This is a genomic window from Kribbella sp. NPDC048837 (assembly GCF_055586945.1).
This window is the reverse complement of the sequence record NZ_JBVJHF010000001.1, coordinates 398,531-412,007: the sequence shown is the minus strand read 5'-3', so window position 1 is coordinate 412,007 and position 13,477 is coordinate 398,531. Positions and strand designations below refer to the sequence as shown.

The 13,477-nt window shown below is 70.1% G+C and carries 13 protein-coding genes; 7 read left to right on the top strand and 6 right to left on the bottom strand.

From position 1 onward, the window contains the following. Positions 1 to 83: 83 nt before the first annotated feature. The gene (locus ACZ6O0_RS02025) at positions 84 to 482 is read right to left on the bottom strand and encodes a universal stress protein (RefSeq protein WP_465762941.1); all 399 of its coding nucleotides are present in this window, start codon (positions 480 to 482) and stop codon (positions 84 to 86) included. An 85-nt stretch (positions 483 to 567) separates the two neighbouring features. On the opposite strand from ACZ6O0_RS02025, the gene ACZ6O0_RS02020 reads away from it, so the two are divergent. Beyond that, complete coding sequence (locus ACZ6O0_RS02020) at positions 568 to 1,377, top strand: LLM class flavin-dependent oxidoreductase (protein ID WP_465762940.1); 810 nt, start codon at positions 568 to 570, stop codon at positions 1,375 to 1,377. On the opposite strand, the gene ACZ6O0_RS02015 is transcribed toward ACZ6O0_RS02020, so the two are convergent. From ACZ6O0_RS02015 to ACZ6O0_RS02005, 3 genes are read right to left on the bottom strand one after another with little or no spacing between them, the layout of a single operon-like run. Continuing rightward, the gene (locus ACZ6O0_RS02015; protein ID WP_465762939.1) at positions 1,364 to 2,968 is read right to left on the bottom strand and encodes an AMP-binding protein; all 1,605 of its coding nucleotides are present in this window, start codon (positions 2,966 to 2,968) and stop codon (positions 1,364 to 1,366) included. The genes ACZ6O0_RS02020 and ACZ6O0_RS02015 overlap by 14 nt on opposite strands. Then, positions 2,965 to 3,852, bottom strand: a complete 888-nt coding sequence (locus tag ACZ6O0_RS02010) for an SDR family NAD(P)-dependent oxidoreductase (protein WP_465762938.1) — start codon at positions 3,850 to 3,852, stop codon at positions 2,965 to 2,967. The genes ACZ6O0_RS02015 and ACZ6O0_RS02010 overlap by 4 nt, the downstream gene beginning before the upstream one ends. 10 nt (positions 3,853 to 3,862) lie before the next feature. Continuing rightward, positions 3,863 to 4,657, bottom strand: coding sequence for an alpha/beta fold hydrolase (locus tag ACZ6O0_RS02005; protein ID WP_465762937.1), 795 nt, complete (start codon positions 4,655 to 4,657; stop codon positions 3,863 to 3,865). 77 nt (positions 4,658 to 4,734) lie between these two features. Between ACZ6O0_RS02005 and ACZ6O0_RS02000 the strand changes: the two genes are divergently transcribed. Beyond that, a complete protein-coding gene (locus ACZ6O0_RS02000) occupies positions 4,735 to 5,862 on the top strand; it encodes a M24 family metallopeptidase (protein ID WP_465762936.1) in 1,128 nt (375 codons plus the stop codon). Positions 5,863 to 5,866: 4 nt separating this feature from the next. On the opposite strand, the gene ACZ6O0_RS01995 is transcribed toward ACZ6O0_RS02000, so the two are convergent. After that, complete coding sequence (locus ACZ6O0_RS01995) at positions 5,867 to 6,859, bottom strand: GlxA family transcriptional regulator (RefSeq protein ID WP_465762935.1); 993 nt, start codon at positions 6,857 to 6,859, stop codon at positions 5,867 to 5,869. 70 nt (positions 6,860 to 6,929) lie between these two features. Here ACZ6O0_RS01995 and ACZ6O0_RS01990 point away from each other — a divergent pair, with 70 nt between their 5' ends. The 3 genes from ACZ6O0_RS01990 to ACZ6O0_RS01980 all read left to right on the top strand — a co-directional run bounded on the left by ACZ6O0_RS01990 (position 6,930) and on the right by ACZ6O0_RS01980 (position 10,952). Continuing rightward, complete coding sequence (locus tag ACZ6O0_RS01990) at positions 6,930 to 8,204, top strand: MFS transporter (RefSeq protein ID WP_465762934.1); 1,275 nt, start codon at positions 6,930 to 6,932, stop codon at positions 8,202 to 8,204. Positions 8,205 to 8,249: 45 nt separating this feature from the next. Continuing rightward, positions 8,250 to 8,729: a redox-sensitive transcriptional activator SoxR gene (gene soxR, locus ACZ6O0_RS01985; protein ID WP_465762933.1), complete on the top strand. Its 480-nt coding sequence runs from the start codon at positions 8,250 to 8,252 to the stop codon at positions 8,727 to 8,729. Between the two features lie 96 nt (positions 8,730 to 8,825). Beyond that, on the top strand, positions 8,826 to 10,952 hold the full coding sequence (locus ACZ6O0_RS01980) for a RecQ family ATP-dependent DNA helicase (RefSeq protein ID WP_465762932.1): 2,127 nt from the start codon (positions 8,826 to 8,828) through the stop codon (positions 10,950 to 10,952). Between the two features lie 23 nt (positions 10,953 to 10,975). On the opposite strand, the gene ACZ6O0_RS01975 is transcribed toward ACZ6O0_RS01980, so the two are convergent. Beyond that, positions 10,976 to 11,761, bottom strand: coding sequence for an ArsR/SmtB family transcription factor (locus tag ACZ6O0_RS01975; protein ID WP_465762931.1), 786 nt, complete (start codon positions 11,759 to 11,761; stop codon positions 10,976 to 10,978). A 157-nt stretch (positions 11,762 to 11,918) separates the two neighbouring features. Here ACZ6O0_RS01975 and ACZ6O0_RS01970 point away from each other — a divergent pair, with 157 nt between their 5' ends. Continuing rightward, positions 11,919 to 12,713, top strand: coding sequence for a GNAT family N-acetyltransferase (locus ACZ6O0_RS01970; RefSeq protein ID WP_465762930.1), 795 nt, complete (start codon positions 11,919 to 11,921; stop codon positions 12,711 to 12,713). A 19-nt stretch (positions 12,714 to 12,732) separates the two neighbouring features. Continuing rightward, entirely contained in the window at positions 12,733 to 13,473 is a 741-nt protein-coding gene (locus tag ACZ6O0_RS01965; RefSeq protein WP_465762929.1) for an SDR family oxidoreductase, read from the top strand. The last annotated feature ends 4 nt before the right edge of the window (positions 13,474 to 13,477 follow it).

The following is a 13,477-nucleotide window of genomic DNA, read 5'->3' as shown; positions in this document are numbered from 1 at the left end:
GGGCATCAGGCATAACCCCCCCAGTTTAGGCGCCCCACCCCACCCCCTCACCCGGTTTACCCACCAGCCGGCGAGCAGGGTGGTTACTCGTGGGTCGACTTCACGGCGAGGACTGGGACGGGGGACTCGAGGAGGACTCTTTGGGCGGTGCTGCCGAGGATGAGTTTGCCGACGGGGCTGCGGCGGCGGAGGCCTAGGACGATCAGGACGACGTCTTCGGCCGCGGCGGCTTTGAGGAGTTCGCCGGCCACGTCGCCGCTGGAGACGGCCTGCTGGATCGACACCTCGACGCCGAGCTCGCGAAGTCTGGCCTCGGCTGCGGCCAGCTCATCGGCGTTGGCGTAGCGGGCGTCGATGTAGGAATCACCGCGGCTGGTGTTGAGGAGCAGTACGGACGCCCCCCGCAACCCGGCCTCCGCGGCCGCCGCGGTAAGCGCAGCCTCACCCTCGGGAGTTGGCACATAACCGACCAGGATCTTCACAGGCTCACTCTCCCACGTCCGTCACTCGTCCTCGCCGAACCGAGGCCGACCGCCGCGCTCGGGCCGGGCGGTTAGGGTCGGTCGCATGGTGGAGCTTCAGGTGGTCCTGCCCGACGAATCGGCGGCGATGCCCCCGGAGCGGTTGGTCGAACTCGCGGTCGCCGCTGAGGACCTCGGGTACGGCACGGCGTGGTTGCCGGATCATCTGCTGCCGCCGGGTGAGTTCGGGCCGACGTACGGCGGTGTGTACGAGCCGCTGGTGACGATCGGGTTCCTGGCTGCCCGGACGACGCGGATCCGGTTCGGCACCTCCGTGCTGGTGCTGCCGATGCGCGGCCCGTACGTCGTCGCGAAGCAGGCCGCGACGCTGCACCGGTTGTCCGGTGAGCGCCTCGTCCTCGGGATCGGCGCCGGGTGGGACGCGACCGAGTTCGCCGCGGTGGGTGCGTCCTTCGAGGATCGCGGGCGGCGGACAGACGAGTGCCTCGCGATCGTTCGAGGCTTGTTCTCCGGCGAGGATCTGGGCGGTGTGTTCGAGCCGAGGTTGCGTGGGCCGCTGCCGATCATGATCGGCGGTACGACGCTCGCCGCGTTGCGACGGGTCGCGCGCTTCGGCGACGAGTGGCAAGGCCTCGGCCTGGACGCGCCCGGCTTCACCGCGGCTGTGGCTCGCCTCCGCGCACTGGAAGCTGAGTTCGGCGGCCCGGATCGGGCGGCCGGCGGGGTGCGGGTGGGGACGCGGCTCGACTGGTCCAGCGGGGATCCCGGGCCGGTTGTCCAGTCGGCCTACGAGCTGGCCGAAGCCGGTGCCGAGACCCTGGCCGTCTCCTTCGGCGACGAGCGTGACGCCCTCGAGCGGATGACCCGTTTCCGCACCCTGTTCACGGCGGGGTGAGTCTGTTCCGGAGGACCTTGCCGGTGGCGTTGCGGGGGAGGTCCTCGAGGATGACGATCTGGCGTGGGGTCTTGTAGCGGGCGAGGTTGGCTTTGACGTGGGCGAGGAGCTCTTCCTCGGTGGCTGGTTCGTGCAGTACGACGTAGGCCACGAGGCGTTGGCCGAATTCCTCGTCGGGGACGCCGGTGACCACTGCTTCGGCGACGGCGGGGTGGGTGGCGAGGCATTCCTCGACCTCAACCGGGTACACGTTCTCGCCGCCGGAGACGATCATGTCGTCCTCGCGGCCGTCGACGAACAGGCGGCCGGCGTCGTCGAGGTGGCCGAGGTCGCCGGTGCTCATCCGGCCATCGACGACAGTTTTGCTGGAGCCGTCGGAGTAGCCGCCGAAGACCAGGCCGCCGCCGGCGAAGATGCGCCCGGTCTCGCCGGCCGGCACCGGGCGGTCGTGGTCGTCGAGGATCCGGATCGAGCTGCCGAGACACGGGCGGCCGACGGTGCCGGGCGCCGCGATCAGGTCGGCCGACGTCGCGATCGTGGCGATGCCGACCTCACTCGATCCGTACGCATCGCACAAGACCGGCCCGAACCGCTCGATGAATCGCTCGGCCAGCGCCGCGCCCAGCGCGGACGCGCCGGAGATGACCGCCCGCAGCGACCGCAGGTCGTACTCCGCGATCTCCGTCGACCCGAGGTCGAGCATCCGCCGCAGCATCACCGGTACGGCGACGATCGCGCCGGCCCGGGTCGCGTCCGCATCCGCGAGCACCGTGGCCGGGTCGAACCGCGGACGCAGTACGAGCGGCGAACCGAGGAAGAGCGCGAGCATCGAGGTGAGCAGCCCGAGCCCGTGGAACAGCGGCGGACAGATGATCATCGGCTCACCCGACCGGAGACCGAACCGGCTGAGCGCGCTCGCCGTCAACCCGGCCAGACCGAGCGCGGTCGGCACCCGGGGCGCGGCCTTCGGCGTACCCGTGGTTCCTGAGGTGAGGATCGTGATGTGACCGGGCGACTCCGGCGCCGGTGCGGGAGGAGCTGTCGATCCAGCCAGGTCATTGAGGTCTGAGCGGACGGACCGGATGCCGGATGGGGGAGCGAACTCGGCATCGTGGATGAGGAGGTCCGGGCGGTGGCGCTCGAGAACGGCCTGCAGTTGTGGGGGAGCGAACTCGGTGTTCACGAACAAGACATCCGCGCCGACCCGGGATGCGGACAGTGTCGCCTCCAGGAAGCCGCGGTGGTTGCGGCACAGCACCGCAACCTTGCTACCGGCAACGATCTGGTAGCGGTCGTGGAGGCCGGCCGCGATCCGCTCGCAGCGGTGGTCGAGCTCGGCGTACGTGATCTGGTCGGAGCCCTCGATGAGGGCGGCGCGGTCGGGGTAGCGGATCGCCGCGATCGCCCCGAGCGCGGCCATCGACTGACCCCAGGTGCGCAGGGCGCGCTCGACGGCGATCAGCTGCCCCGGCCGGGCCGATCGCCAGACGCCGGACTTGATCAGCGCGAGCGACAGCCCGCCGACCTCCGCCGCGCCCTGCAGCAGCCACTCCGGCGGCCGCATCGGCCCGATCGGGCGGAGCGTTCTCATGGCTTGCCTCGCTTGCTGCGACCGCCGGTACGTCGGAAGTACTGCTCGAACAACCGGTCCGTGGGGACGCGCAACAAGTTGCCCAGGGCATCGGCCGGGCGGACCATCGGCGGCGTGATGTTGTGCGGCCGCTCGGCGACCGCCGTACAGACCTGGTCGGCGGCCTGCTCCGGGGTCAGCCCGGGCATCTTGTTCAGCAGCGGTGTCGGCTCGCTCATCCGCGTGTGCACGAGCCCCATGTAGACGGTCGACGTGGTCACGCCGTCGCCGCGGATCTCCTGCGCGACGGACCGCAGCCAGACGTCGAACGCGCTCTTCGAGGCCAGGTACGCCGACCAGCGCGCCATCGGCGGAGTCCGTACGCCGGCCGTCGACACGTTCACGATGTGCCCCGACCGACGCTCGCGCATCGACGGCAGCAGCTCGAGCACGAGCTTGGCCGGGCCGAGGTAGTTGACCGCGTTCGTCCGTTCGATGTCGTGGAAGCGCTGGTACGAGTCAGCGATCGACCGCCGGATCGACTTGCCCGCGTTGCTCACGAGTACGTCGACTCGCCCGTGGTCGGCCAGCACCGCGCGCGCCAGCTCCTCGACCGCCGCCGGGTCGGCCAGGTTCGCCGGGTAGACATACGCCGTCCCGCCGGCTGCCCGGATCTCACCGGCCACGACCTCCAGCTGATCGGCCGTCCGCGCCACCAGCAGCACCGTCGCCCCGGCCCGGGCGAGCCGCCGCGCGGTCGCCTCGCCGATCCCGTACGACGAACCGGTCACCAGGATGACCCGATCCCGGACGGCGGCGGCCAGCCGCTCGTCGGAGATCCGGGCGCGTCCGTTGGTCAGTGCTACCAGCAACGGCCACCCGATCGGACGCTTCCCAGTCACCATGGGCCCGACATTACCCGCTGGTAGCCGCCGATGGCAGGCGTTGCAGCCATTCCCGGATCAAGGCACCGAACAACTGTGGTTGCTCGAGCTGCAGGTTGTGCCCGGCGACGTCGAGCACGGCGAACGTGGCGCGCGGGTAGTGCGGGAGCAGCGCGTACTGATCCGCGTACCCGGTCACCGAGTCTTGGCGGCCACACACGATCAGCGTCGGTCCCGGGTAGACCGGTCCGCTCTCCGGGCCGATCGACAACACCCAGTTCTGCTGGATCCGGTCGAGCGCCGCGGTGTCAGCGACGGCAAGGCCCGGTGCCACATCAGAGCGGTACGCCGCCAGTGCGGCCGCCGTCTGCACCACCGCGAGGTCGGTGAAGTCCTCGCCCTCGGTCAGTGACTCGAGGACGCCCGGCTCGGTGCGCAGGACGACATGCTCGGGCAGGGTCCGGTCCGCGTGCTTGAGCGTGCCGACGGGGCAGATCAGACCGAGGCCGAGAATCTGCTCCGGTCGCTCGGCGACCAGCCCGCGCGCGAGGTAGCCGCCGTACGACTCGCCGAGCAGGATGAACGGCTCGGCGCCGATCTGCTCGTCGATGAACGCCCGGACGGCGGCCTGGATGCCGTCGGAGCTGTCGATGTCGCCGGCCGGGCTCTTGCCCATGCCCGGCAGGTCCGGGTACAGCCGCCGGTATCCGGGCAGCTCGGCGAAGATCGGCTCCAGGCAACCGGTCATCAAGCGGTGGTCGGGTGTCCAGCCGTGCAGCGCGAGCACCGGAACGCCGTCGCCGTAGGACACGAAGTGCAGTGTCATCGTGATCACCTCTCGCCAATCCTCGTCCAAGCCGGACCAGTTGTAGCAACCCTCGCCGACAGTTTTAGAGTCGCCTCATGTCGAGTCGCACACCGCAAGGTCCCGCTCCCGAAGCCAATGTCCTGCGTGCCCGGTTGGATCGCGCCCGTGAGGCCGCCGCCGGCACCGGTCTGCTGATCGCGCCGGGTTCCGACCTGCGCTATCTGATCGGACAGGCCGGTGGCTCGTTCGAGCGGCTCACCGCGCTGGTCATCCCGGCCGACGGTCCGGTGGCCCTCGTCGTACCGAAGCTCGAAGCGCCCGGATTCGCCGGCTCGCCGCTGGAGGAGCTGGGCGTCGAGGTGGTCACCTGGGTCGACGGCGACGATCCGTACGGCGTCGCCGCGGATCGCCTGCGTGCCGCCGAGCGGGTCGCGGTCAGCGACTTCACCCCGGCACTGCACGTGCTCGCGCTGCGGGACGCGTTGCCGAAGGCCGAGCAGGTGCTGGCCGGGCCGATCGTCCGTGAGCTGCGGATGCGGAAGGACGCGGCGGAGATCGAGGCGCTGCGGAAGGCCGGTGCGGCGATCGACCGCGTCCACGCGCGCGTCGGCGAGTGGCTGCGTCCCGGCCGGACCGAGGCGGAGGTCGGCGCCGACATCGCGGCCGCGATCGTCGAGGAGGGCCACGTGCTCGCCGACTTCGTCATCGTCGGCAGCGGGCCGAACGGCGCGAGCCCGCACCACGCGCTGTCCGACCGGGTGATCGAGGCGGGTGACGTGGTGGTCGTCGACATCGGCGGACCCGTTGCCGAGGGCTACAACTCCGACTCGACCCGGACGTACGCCGTCGGCGCACCACGGGACGCCGATGTCGCCGCGACGTACGCCGTACTGCAGGAGGCGCAGCAAGCGGCCGTGGACGCGGTCCGGCCGGGCGTGCCGGCGGAGTCGATCGACGCGGCCGCGCGGGACGTGATCACGGCAGCCGGGTTCGGCGACCTGTTCATCCACAGGACCGGACACGGGATCGGGCTCGACGTGCACGAAGAGCCATATGTTGTGAGTGGGAACGCGTTGCCGCTAGAGCCGGGGATGGCGTTCAGCGTCGAGCCGGGCATCTACCAGCTGGGGCGGTGGGGTGCGCGGATCGAGGACATCGTGGTCGTCACCGCAGACGGCGTCGAGTCGATGAACAACCGGCCGCACGAGCTGGTCGTGCTCTGAGCGATCAGCCCGCGCGGAAGGTCTTGCGGTAGGCGAGGGGAGAGACCCCGAGCTCGGAGCGGAGGTGATGACGCAGGGAGGAAGCGGTGCCGAGGCCCGCGGACTCGGCGACGCGATCCACGGACAGGTCGGTCGTCTCCAGCAGGTGGCACGCGTGCCGCACGCGTTGCTGCAACAGCCACGTGCCTGGCGACTGCCCGGTCTCGGCCTTGAAGCGCCGGCTGAACGTGCGCACACTCATCTGCGCCTGCGCGGCCAGCGTCGGCAGGCTGAGCTCGTCGGCGAGCCGCTCCAGCGCCCACGCTCGCGTCGGCGCGGTGCCCTCGCTGCCTTCCTCAGGTACGACGCGCTCGATGAACTGTGACTGCCCGCCGTCTCGCCAGGGCGGTACGACGCAGTGCCGCGCGGCCCGGTTCGCGACCTCGCTGCCGAAGTCGCGGCGGATCAGGTGCAGGCAGAGGTCCACGCCGGCCGCCAGCCCGGCGGACGTGAGGATGTCGCCGTCGTCGATGAACAGCCGGTCCTCGTCGAGGTTCACCTGCGGGTACACGCTGCGGAACAGCTCGGCCCGCTCCCAGTGGGTGGTCGCCGGCCGATCGTCGAGCAACCCGGCCGCGCCGAGGACGAACGCGCCCGTACAGATCGAGGCGATCCGGGTGCCCGGCCGGATGGTCGCGAGCGCGTCGGCCAGCTCGTCCGGCAGCGTGCCTTCGTAGCGCGGTTTGGCGATGTAGGTGCCCGGGATGATGACGGTGTCCGCCTCGGCGAGGACTTCGGGACCGTAGTCGGGGATGAGGTTGAACCCGGCGCCGGCCCGGACCGGCTGCCCGGTCTCGAGCCCGCAGATCCGGACGTCGTACAGCTGGGTGCCGTCGGCCTTCGTGGCCGCGCCGAGCACGGTCGGCGGGATGGTCAGGTCGAACCCGACGACGGGCTCGAGCGCCAGGACGGCGACGACGTGGGGACCGACCGAGCTCAGGTGACGCTTCGCAGGCATGGCCATATCTTGACACATGATGGCATTCCGGCCACTGGTTCGACCATGATCGAACTGGCACCCTGTCCGCGTGACGCAGATTCTGGAGACGAAGAAGGCTGCCCGGGTGCATCTGGCCTGGGCAGTCGCCGCGGTGGGGTTCGTGACGCTGATCGGGGCGGCCGGCTTCCGGTCGGTGCCGGGTGTGCTGCTGGATCCGCTGCACGACGAGTTCGGGTGGTCGCATGCCACGATCTCGTCGGCGGTGTCGATCAACCTGCTTCTCTACGGCCTGATCTCACCGTTCGCCGCCGCGCTGATGGACCGGCTCGGTCTGCGCCGGGTGGTCACTGGAGCGCTGGTCCTGATCGCGCTCGGCAGCGGACTGACCGTCTTCATGACCGCGTCGTGGCAGCTGCTGCTCTGCTGGGGTCTGCTGGTCGGCATCGGGACCGGCTCGATGTCCATGACCTTCGTCGCGACGATCACCGGTCGCTGGTTCGTGCACCGCCGCGGTCTGGTCACCGGAGTCCTGACGGCGGCCGGTGCGACCGGTCAGCTCATCTTCCTGCCGCTCATTGCGAGTCTGGCCGGCCAGTACGGCTGGCGTGTCCCGGCGCTCGTCGCGGCCGGCTCGGCGTTGGCCGTCGTACCGCTGGTGCTGTTCTTCCTGCGGGACTACCCGAGCGATGTCGGACTGCGGGCGTACGGCGCCCCTGAGGGCAGCACGGCCGGTCAGCGGGTCGAGTCGACCGGCAGCAGTGCGCTGCGGGCGCTCAACGCGTTGCGGACCGCTATGCGGCGGCCGGCGTTCTGGCTGCTGGCGGGTGGGTTCGCGATCTGTGGCGCGTCGACGAACGGGCTGATCGGCACGCACTTCGTCACTGCCGCGCACGACCATGGCATGCCCGCGACGACCGCGGCGTCGCTGCTGGCGCTCGTCGGTGTGTTCGATGTCGGCGGGACGATCGTCTCCGGGTGGCTGACCGACCGGTGGGACCCGCGGTACCTGCTGATCGCGTACTACTCGCTGCGTGGTCTCTCGCTGCTGGTGCTGCCTTCGCTACTCGGTCCGACGGCTCAGCCGAGCGTCTGGGTGTTCATCATCTTCTACGGGCTGGACTGGGTCGCGACCGTGCCGCCGACCGTGGCGCTGTGCCGCGAGTGGTTCGGAGTCGACGGGCCGATCGTGTTCGGCTGGGTGTTCGCCTCGCACCAGATCGGTGCGGCTCTGGCCGCGACCGGTGCCGGCTGGATCCGGGACGCGCAGGGCAGCTACAACCTGGCCTGGTACCTGGCCGGCGGACTGTGCGCCGCGGCCGCGCTCATGTCCGCGAGCATCGGGCGCCGACTCGTGACGGCCTAGCTCGTCGGCTAGCCTCGATCTAGGTTGAGGTTGGAGGGATGAGCGATGGACATCGAGCCGGGTGAGTTGACAGTCGGACAGCTGTCGCAGCGCAGTGGCGTGGCGATCTCGGCTCTGCACTTCTACGAGCGGCAGAACCTGATCCTGAGCCGCCGTACGTCGGGGAACCAGCGCCGGTACAAGCGGGACACGCTCCGCCGGGTCGCACTGATCCGGATCGCGCAACGGGTCGGGATCCCGCTCGCCGAGGTGGCCGCGATCCTGGCGTTGCTCCCCGAGAGCCGGACGCCCACGCGCGCGGACTGGGAACGCATCTCCGAGTGCTGGCAGGCCGAGCTCGACCGGCGGATCCTGCACCTCGAGCAGTTGCGCGACGACTTCAAGGACTGCGTCGGCTGCGGCTGCCTGTCCCTCGACCGCTGTGCCCTGGCCAATCCGTACGACGCTCTGGCGGCGAAGGGCCCGGGTCCGCAGCGACTGGTGACCGCCGAGGGCGAACCGTGTCACCCCGGGAAATGCGCCTGATCCAGGCAGTGGTCCAGTGCGCCTGATCCGGGCGGTTATCCACAGAGCGGCCGTCGGGCTCGGCGAACTGTAGGTGAAGGCGTCTAGGGTTTCGGCATGGCTGACACCAGCGGGACGCACACTCTGACCGACGAGCGCGCCAAGATCGCGGGCGGCGTGATCCAGGCGATCGCGGGGGAGAGTGCGCGGCTGCGGGCGGATCAGGAGACCGCGGTCGCTGCCCTCTGCGAGCCGGCCGCGCGAGTGCTCGTGGTGCAGGCGACCGGCTGGGGCAAGTCAGCCGTGTACTGGGCGGCGACCGCGATCAGACGGGCCGAGGGAGCCGGCCCGACGCTCGTCGTGTCGCCGTTGCTGTCGTTGATGCGCGATCAGGTCGCGGCCGCGAGCCGCGCCGGCCTGCGCGCCGCCACCTTGAACTCGAACAACATCGACGAGTGGTCGAGTATCGAACACGACCTGCGCTCCGGCGCGATCGACGTACTGCTCGTCTCGCCGGAGCGGCTCGCGAACCCCGGCTTCGGGCGCCGGGTGCTCGACGGACTGGCCGGTCAGGTCGGGCTGCTGGTGATCGACGAGGCGCATGCGGTGTCGGACTGGGGACATGACTTCCGGCCGGACTACCGGCGGGTGTCCGACGTCCTGCAGCAGCTCAACCCGAAGACACCGGTCCTCGCGACGACCGCGACGGCGAACTCGCGCGTGACCGAGGACGTCGCGCATCAGCTCGGGGAGTCGACGCTGGTGCTGCGCGGGCCGTTGGCGCGATCGAGTCTGCAGTTGGCGGTGGTCGATGCGTTGTCGCCGCTGGATCGGTTCGCGTGGGTGGTCGATCACCTGCCGAAGCTGCCGGGCTCGGGCATCGTGTACACGCTGACGGTGGCCGACGCGCAGCGGCTGGCGGCGGTGATTCAGGAGGTGCACGGTCGCGACGTACCGGTCGCGGCGTACACGGGTGGCTTGGACGCGGGGGAGCGGGAGAACCTCGAGGACGCGCTGCGGGACAACCGGTTGAAGGCGCTCATCGCCACGTCGGCGTTGGGTATGGGGTATGACAAGCCGGACCTCGGGTTCGTGGTGCATGTGGGCTCGCCGCCGTCGCCGGTGTCGTACTACCAGCAGGTCGGACGTGCGGGTCGAGGCATCGACCATGCCGTGGTGGCGTTGCTGCCGTCGGACGCGGACGCCGGGGTGTGGGACTACTTCGCCACCGCGACGATCCCGGTGCCGGAGAACGTGCAGCGCTTGCTGCGCGGCCTGGAGGGCTACGGGCCCGATCAACCGGCCACCGTTCCGGCGCTGGAGGCCGAGACCGGACTGCGTCGTACGCGCGTCGAGCTCATGCTGAAGCAGTTGGCGGTGGACGGAGTCGTCGACCGGGTCGAGCGGGGTTGGGTCCGGACCGGGGCGGAGTGGACCTTCGACGCGGCGCACTACGACGGGATCGTCGCGGTCCGCCGCCGCGAGGCCGACATCATGCGCGCGTACACCCACGGAGACCGTTGCCTCATGCAACTTCTGCAGGAGTCGCTGGACGATCCGTCGGCCGAGCCGTGCGGCCGGTGCTCGGTCTGCCTGGGGGAGTTGCCGGATCCGTTGGCGGCCAGACCCGATGCGGACACGGTGGCGACGATCACGCGGCTGCTGCGCGGCGAGGTGCATGTGCTGGAGCCGCGCAAGATGTGGCCGGGCGGCGCGTTCGGAGCGCGGGGCAAGATCCCGGCCGAGCTCGCGGCCGAGCCCGGCCGGATCATCGTGTACGCCGACGCGCCCGAGTGGCGCGAAGTCCTGCAGGATGCTTTCAACGGATCGCCGACAGGGGATGCCCTCGAAGCACTGAAGGCCGGCGCGGTGTCCGCGCTGTCCCGCTGGCGCGGGTCATGGTCCGGCCGTCCCGAGGTCGTCGTACCACTACCGGCCGCGGGTCATCGTGAGCTGACGTCCGCGGTTGCGGACCACGTTGCCACGGTCGGACGCCTGGACCGGGCGGAGCTGACGGTCGACCGGAGCGGGTTCACCGATGACCTGTCCTCAGCTGAGGAAGCGAGGGTCTGGCGTGACGGACTGTCGGTCGACGGCACCGCCGCCCAGGCCGTCACTGCCCGGACGGTCCTCCTTCTTGTCGACGCGAGCTCGTCGCAGTGGCCGGTCACCGTGGCCGCGGCCAAGCTCCGGGAGGCCGGTGCCGCGGCCGTCCTGCCACTGCTCATTCACAAGCGCCCGTAGTGCTCATCCACAAGCGCTCGTAGTTACTTCGCCGCGAGGTCGGACTCGGCGAAGGACTTCAGGTCGGAGATCAGCCGGATCCAGCCGTCGCCGACCATCTCGCGGATGGCGCTGCCGGGCTCGAAGCCGGTGTGGATGACGGTCAGTTTGACCTGGTCGTCGACCGGCTCGAGCTCGAAGATCGCCGTGGACAGCGGCTCGTGACGGGCCTTCTCGTAGAGGTCGTCGTCCATGTCGACCGCCTTCGCGAACTCCGGCGTGATGTGGTGCCAGGTGAACGAGAGCCGGCTGTACGGCTTGTGCTCGAGCACCACCTGACCCGGGCCGGCCATCGCGACGTCACCCAGGTGCCAGACCATCTCGGAGCCTGGCTTCCAGTCGGTCTCGTGGTGCACGTGCCAGTACTGATCGGTGAACTTCGGGTCGGTCAGGACCTGCCAGAGCCGCTCCGGCGTGGTCTTGATGTAGGTGGTGTAGACGAAGTCGTTGTCGCTCATGGGTTCGGCCTCCAAAGCCGTTTTGAGATCGGCGAACAGCTGGACCCGGCGCCGGTCGTACCGGTTGATCCAGCGGTCCGCGATGGCGTTGATCGGCTCGGCGTTGAGGTAGTGCAGCTTCTCCCGGCCGCGCCACACGGTGCTGACGAGGTTCGCGGCCTCGAGCACGGTGAGGTGCTTGCTCACCGACTGCCGGGCCATGTCGAGGCCGGCGCAGAGCTCGCGCAGGGTCTGCCCGTTGCGCGCGTTCAGCATGTCGAGCAGTTGCCGGCGGCTCGGGTCGGCCAGCGCGCGGAACACCTCGTCGTCCATCCCGCTCCGATCCGTTCATGCAGCCATCTGGCTGCCTAACCACATTAGGCAGCCAATTGGCTGCATGTCAACCGGAACGCCATGTCGACCGAACGCGATGCCGACCGGACCGCGCTGCCGACCGGAATGCGGTTGACGGCTCGGTGAGGATGGCAGCGTGGAGATCAAGAGCCTCGGATACCGGACCGACCTGTTGCTGCTGGAGTTGAGCGGGAGCGTCTTCCATGATGCCGGCGAGTACGTCGTGGTGCGCACGCCGGACAACCCGGGCTTCTGGTGGGGGAACTTCCTGCTCTACCGCACGCCGTTCGCGCCCGGTGACGCGAAGACCCGCCTGGAGACCTTCCGCCGGGAGTTCCCGGCCGCGCAGCACGTTGCCCTGGGCATCGACAGCGTGGACGCGGAGATCGGCGCCGAGGACGATGTGATCGCGGCCGGGCTCGAGATCGAGCGGAGCGTGGTGATGACCGCGAGCGAGGTCGTCGCACCGAGCCGGCCCAACGAGGAGGCGACGTACCGCTTCCTGGACGGTGACGACGACTGGGAGCAGCTAATTCAGCAGAGCCTGGCAACCGCCGACATGGAGGTGGACGACGCGTACATCCTGTTCACCCGGCGGAAGCTGGCGGCGAAGCGCGCGCTGGTGGAGGCCGGGCACGGGAAGTGGTTCGGAGCGTTCGACGGTGACCGGTTGCAGAGCTCGCTCGGGCTGATGTTCGACGGCAAGGGCTTGGCCCGGTTCCAGAACGTGCAGACCTCGCCGGAGGACCGCGGCCGCGGGCTCGCGAGCACGCTGGTCCACCGCGCGTCGACGTACGGGCTGACCGAGGGTGGGGCGCGGACGCTGGTGATGGTCGCGGACCCGGACTACCTCGCGATCCGGATCTACCGCGCGGTCGGATTCAGCGACACGGAGACCCAGCTGCAGTTCACGGTGCGTCCCGCTTCCTGAGGCATGACAGGGTAGGGGCATGACTGAGAGTGGGGTCGTGCTGGTCACCGGCGGGAGCCGGGGAATAGGTGCCGCGTCCGCGGTGGCGCTCGCGGCGGACGGATGGGACGTCGCGGTCAACTACCGCACCCGGGCGGACGAGGCGGCGCGGGTGGTGAAGGCGTGTGAGGGGCTCGGCCGGCGGGCGCTCGCCGTCCAGGCCGATGTGGTCGAGGCCGACCAGATCGAGCGGCTCTTCGACACGGTCACCGCCGAGCTCGGGCCGATCGGTGCCGTGATCAACAATGCCGGCATCGTGTCGCCGTCGGGCCGGGTCGCGGAGTACGACGCCGAGCGGCTGGACCGCGTGTTCCGGATCAACTCGATCAGCGCCTTCCTGGTCGCCGGTGCCGCGGTACGACGGATGTCCACGGCGTACGGCGGTTCCGGCGGAGTGATCGTCAACGTGTCGTCGCGCGCGGCGGTCCTGGGTTCAGCCGGCGAGTACGTCGACTACGCGGCCAGCAAGGCGGCCGTCGACGCGCTCACCGTTGGCCTGGCCAACGAGGTCGCCAAGGAGGGCGTCCGGGTGCTCGGTGTCCGCCCCGGCCTGATCGAGACCGACATCCACGAGCCGGGCCGGCTCGACCGCATCGGTACGACGCCGCCGCTGGCCCGACCCGGCAAGGCCGACGAGGTCGCCGAGGTGATCGCCTTCCTCGCCTCCAGCCGCTCGTCGTACATGACCGGCACAACTGTCGACGTGTCCGGCGGACGCTAGCGTC

Bases quoted from the DNA above. Each gene is read 5' to 3' on its own strand.
- ACZ6O0_RS02020 (WP_465762940.1), top strand. From the start codon at position 568: ATGGTGGAGCTTCAGGTGGTCCTGCCCGACGAATCGGCGGCGATGCCC.
- ACZ6O0_RS02015 (WP_465762939.1), bottom strand. From the start codon at position 2,968: ATGAGAACGCTCCGCCCGATCGGGCCGATGCGGCCGCCGGAGTGGCTG.
- ACZ6O0_RS02010 (WP_465762938.1), bottom strand. From the start codon at position 3,852: ATGGTGACTGGGAAGCGTCCGATCGGGTGGCCGTTGCTGGTAGCACTG.
- ACZ6O0_RS02005 (WP_465762937.1), bottom strand. From the start codon at position 4,657: ATGACACTGCACTTCGTGTCCTACGGCGACGGCGTTCCGGTGCTCGCG.
- ACZ6O0_RS02000 (WP_465762936.1), top strand. From the start codon at position 4,735: ATGTCGAGTCGCACACCGCAAGGTCCCGCTCCCGAAGCCAATGTCCTG.
- ACZ6O0_RS01995 (WP_465762935.1), bottom strand. From the start codon at position 6,859: ATGCCTGCGAAGCGTCACCTGAGCTCGGTCGGTCCCCACGTCGTCGCC.
- soxR (WP_465762933.1), top strand. From the start codon at position 8,250: ATGGACATCGAGCCGGGTGAGTTGACAGTCGGACAGCTGTCGCAGCGC.
- ACZ6O0_RS01980 (WP_465762932.1), top strand. From the start codon at position 8,826: ATGGCTGACACCAGCGGGACGCACACTCTGACCGACGAGCGCGCCAAG.
- ACZ6O0_RS01975 (WP_465762931.1), bottom strand. From the start codon at position 11,761: ATGGACGACGAGGTGTTCCGCGCGCTGGCCGACCCGAGCCGCCGGCAA.
- ACZ6O0_RS01965 (WP_465762929.1), top strand. From the start codon at position 12,733: ATGACTGAGAGTGGGGTCGTGCTGGTCACCGGCGGGAGCCGGGGAATA.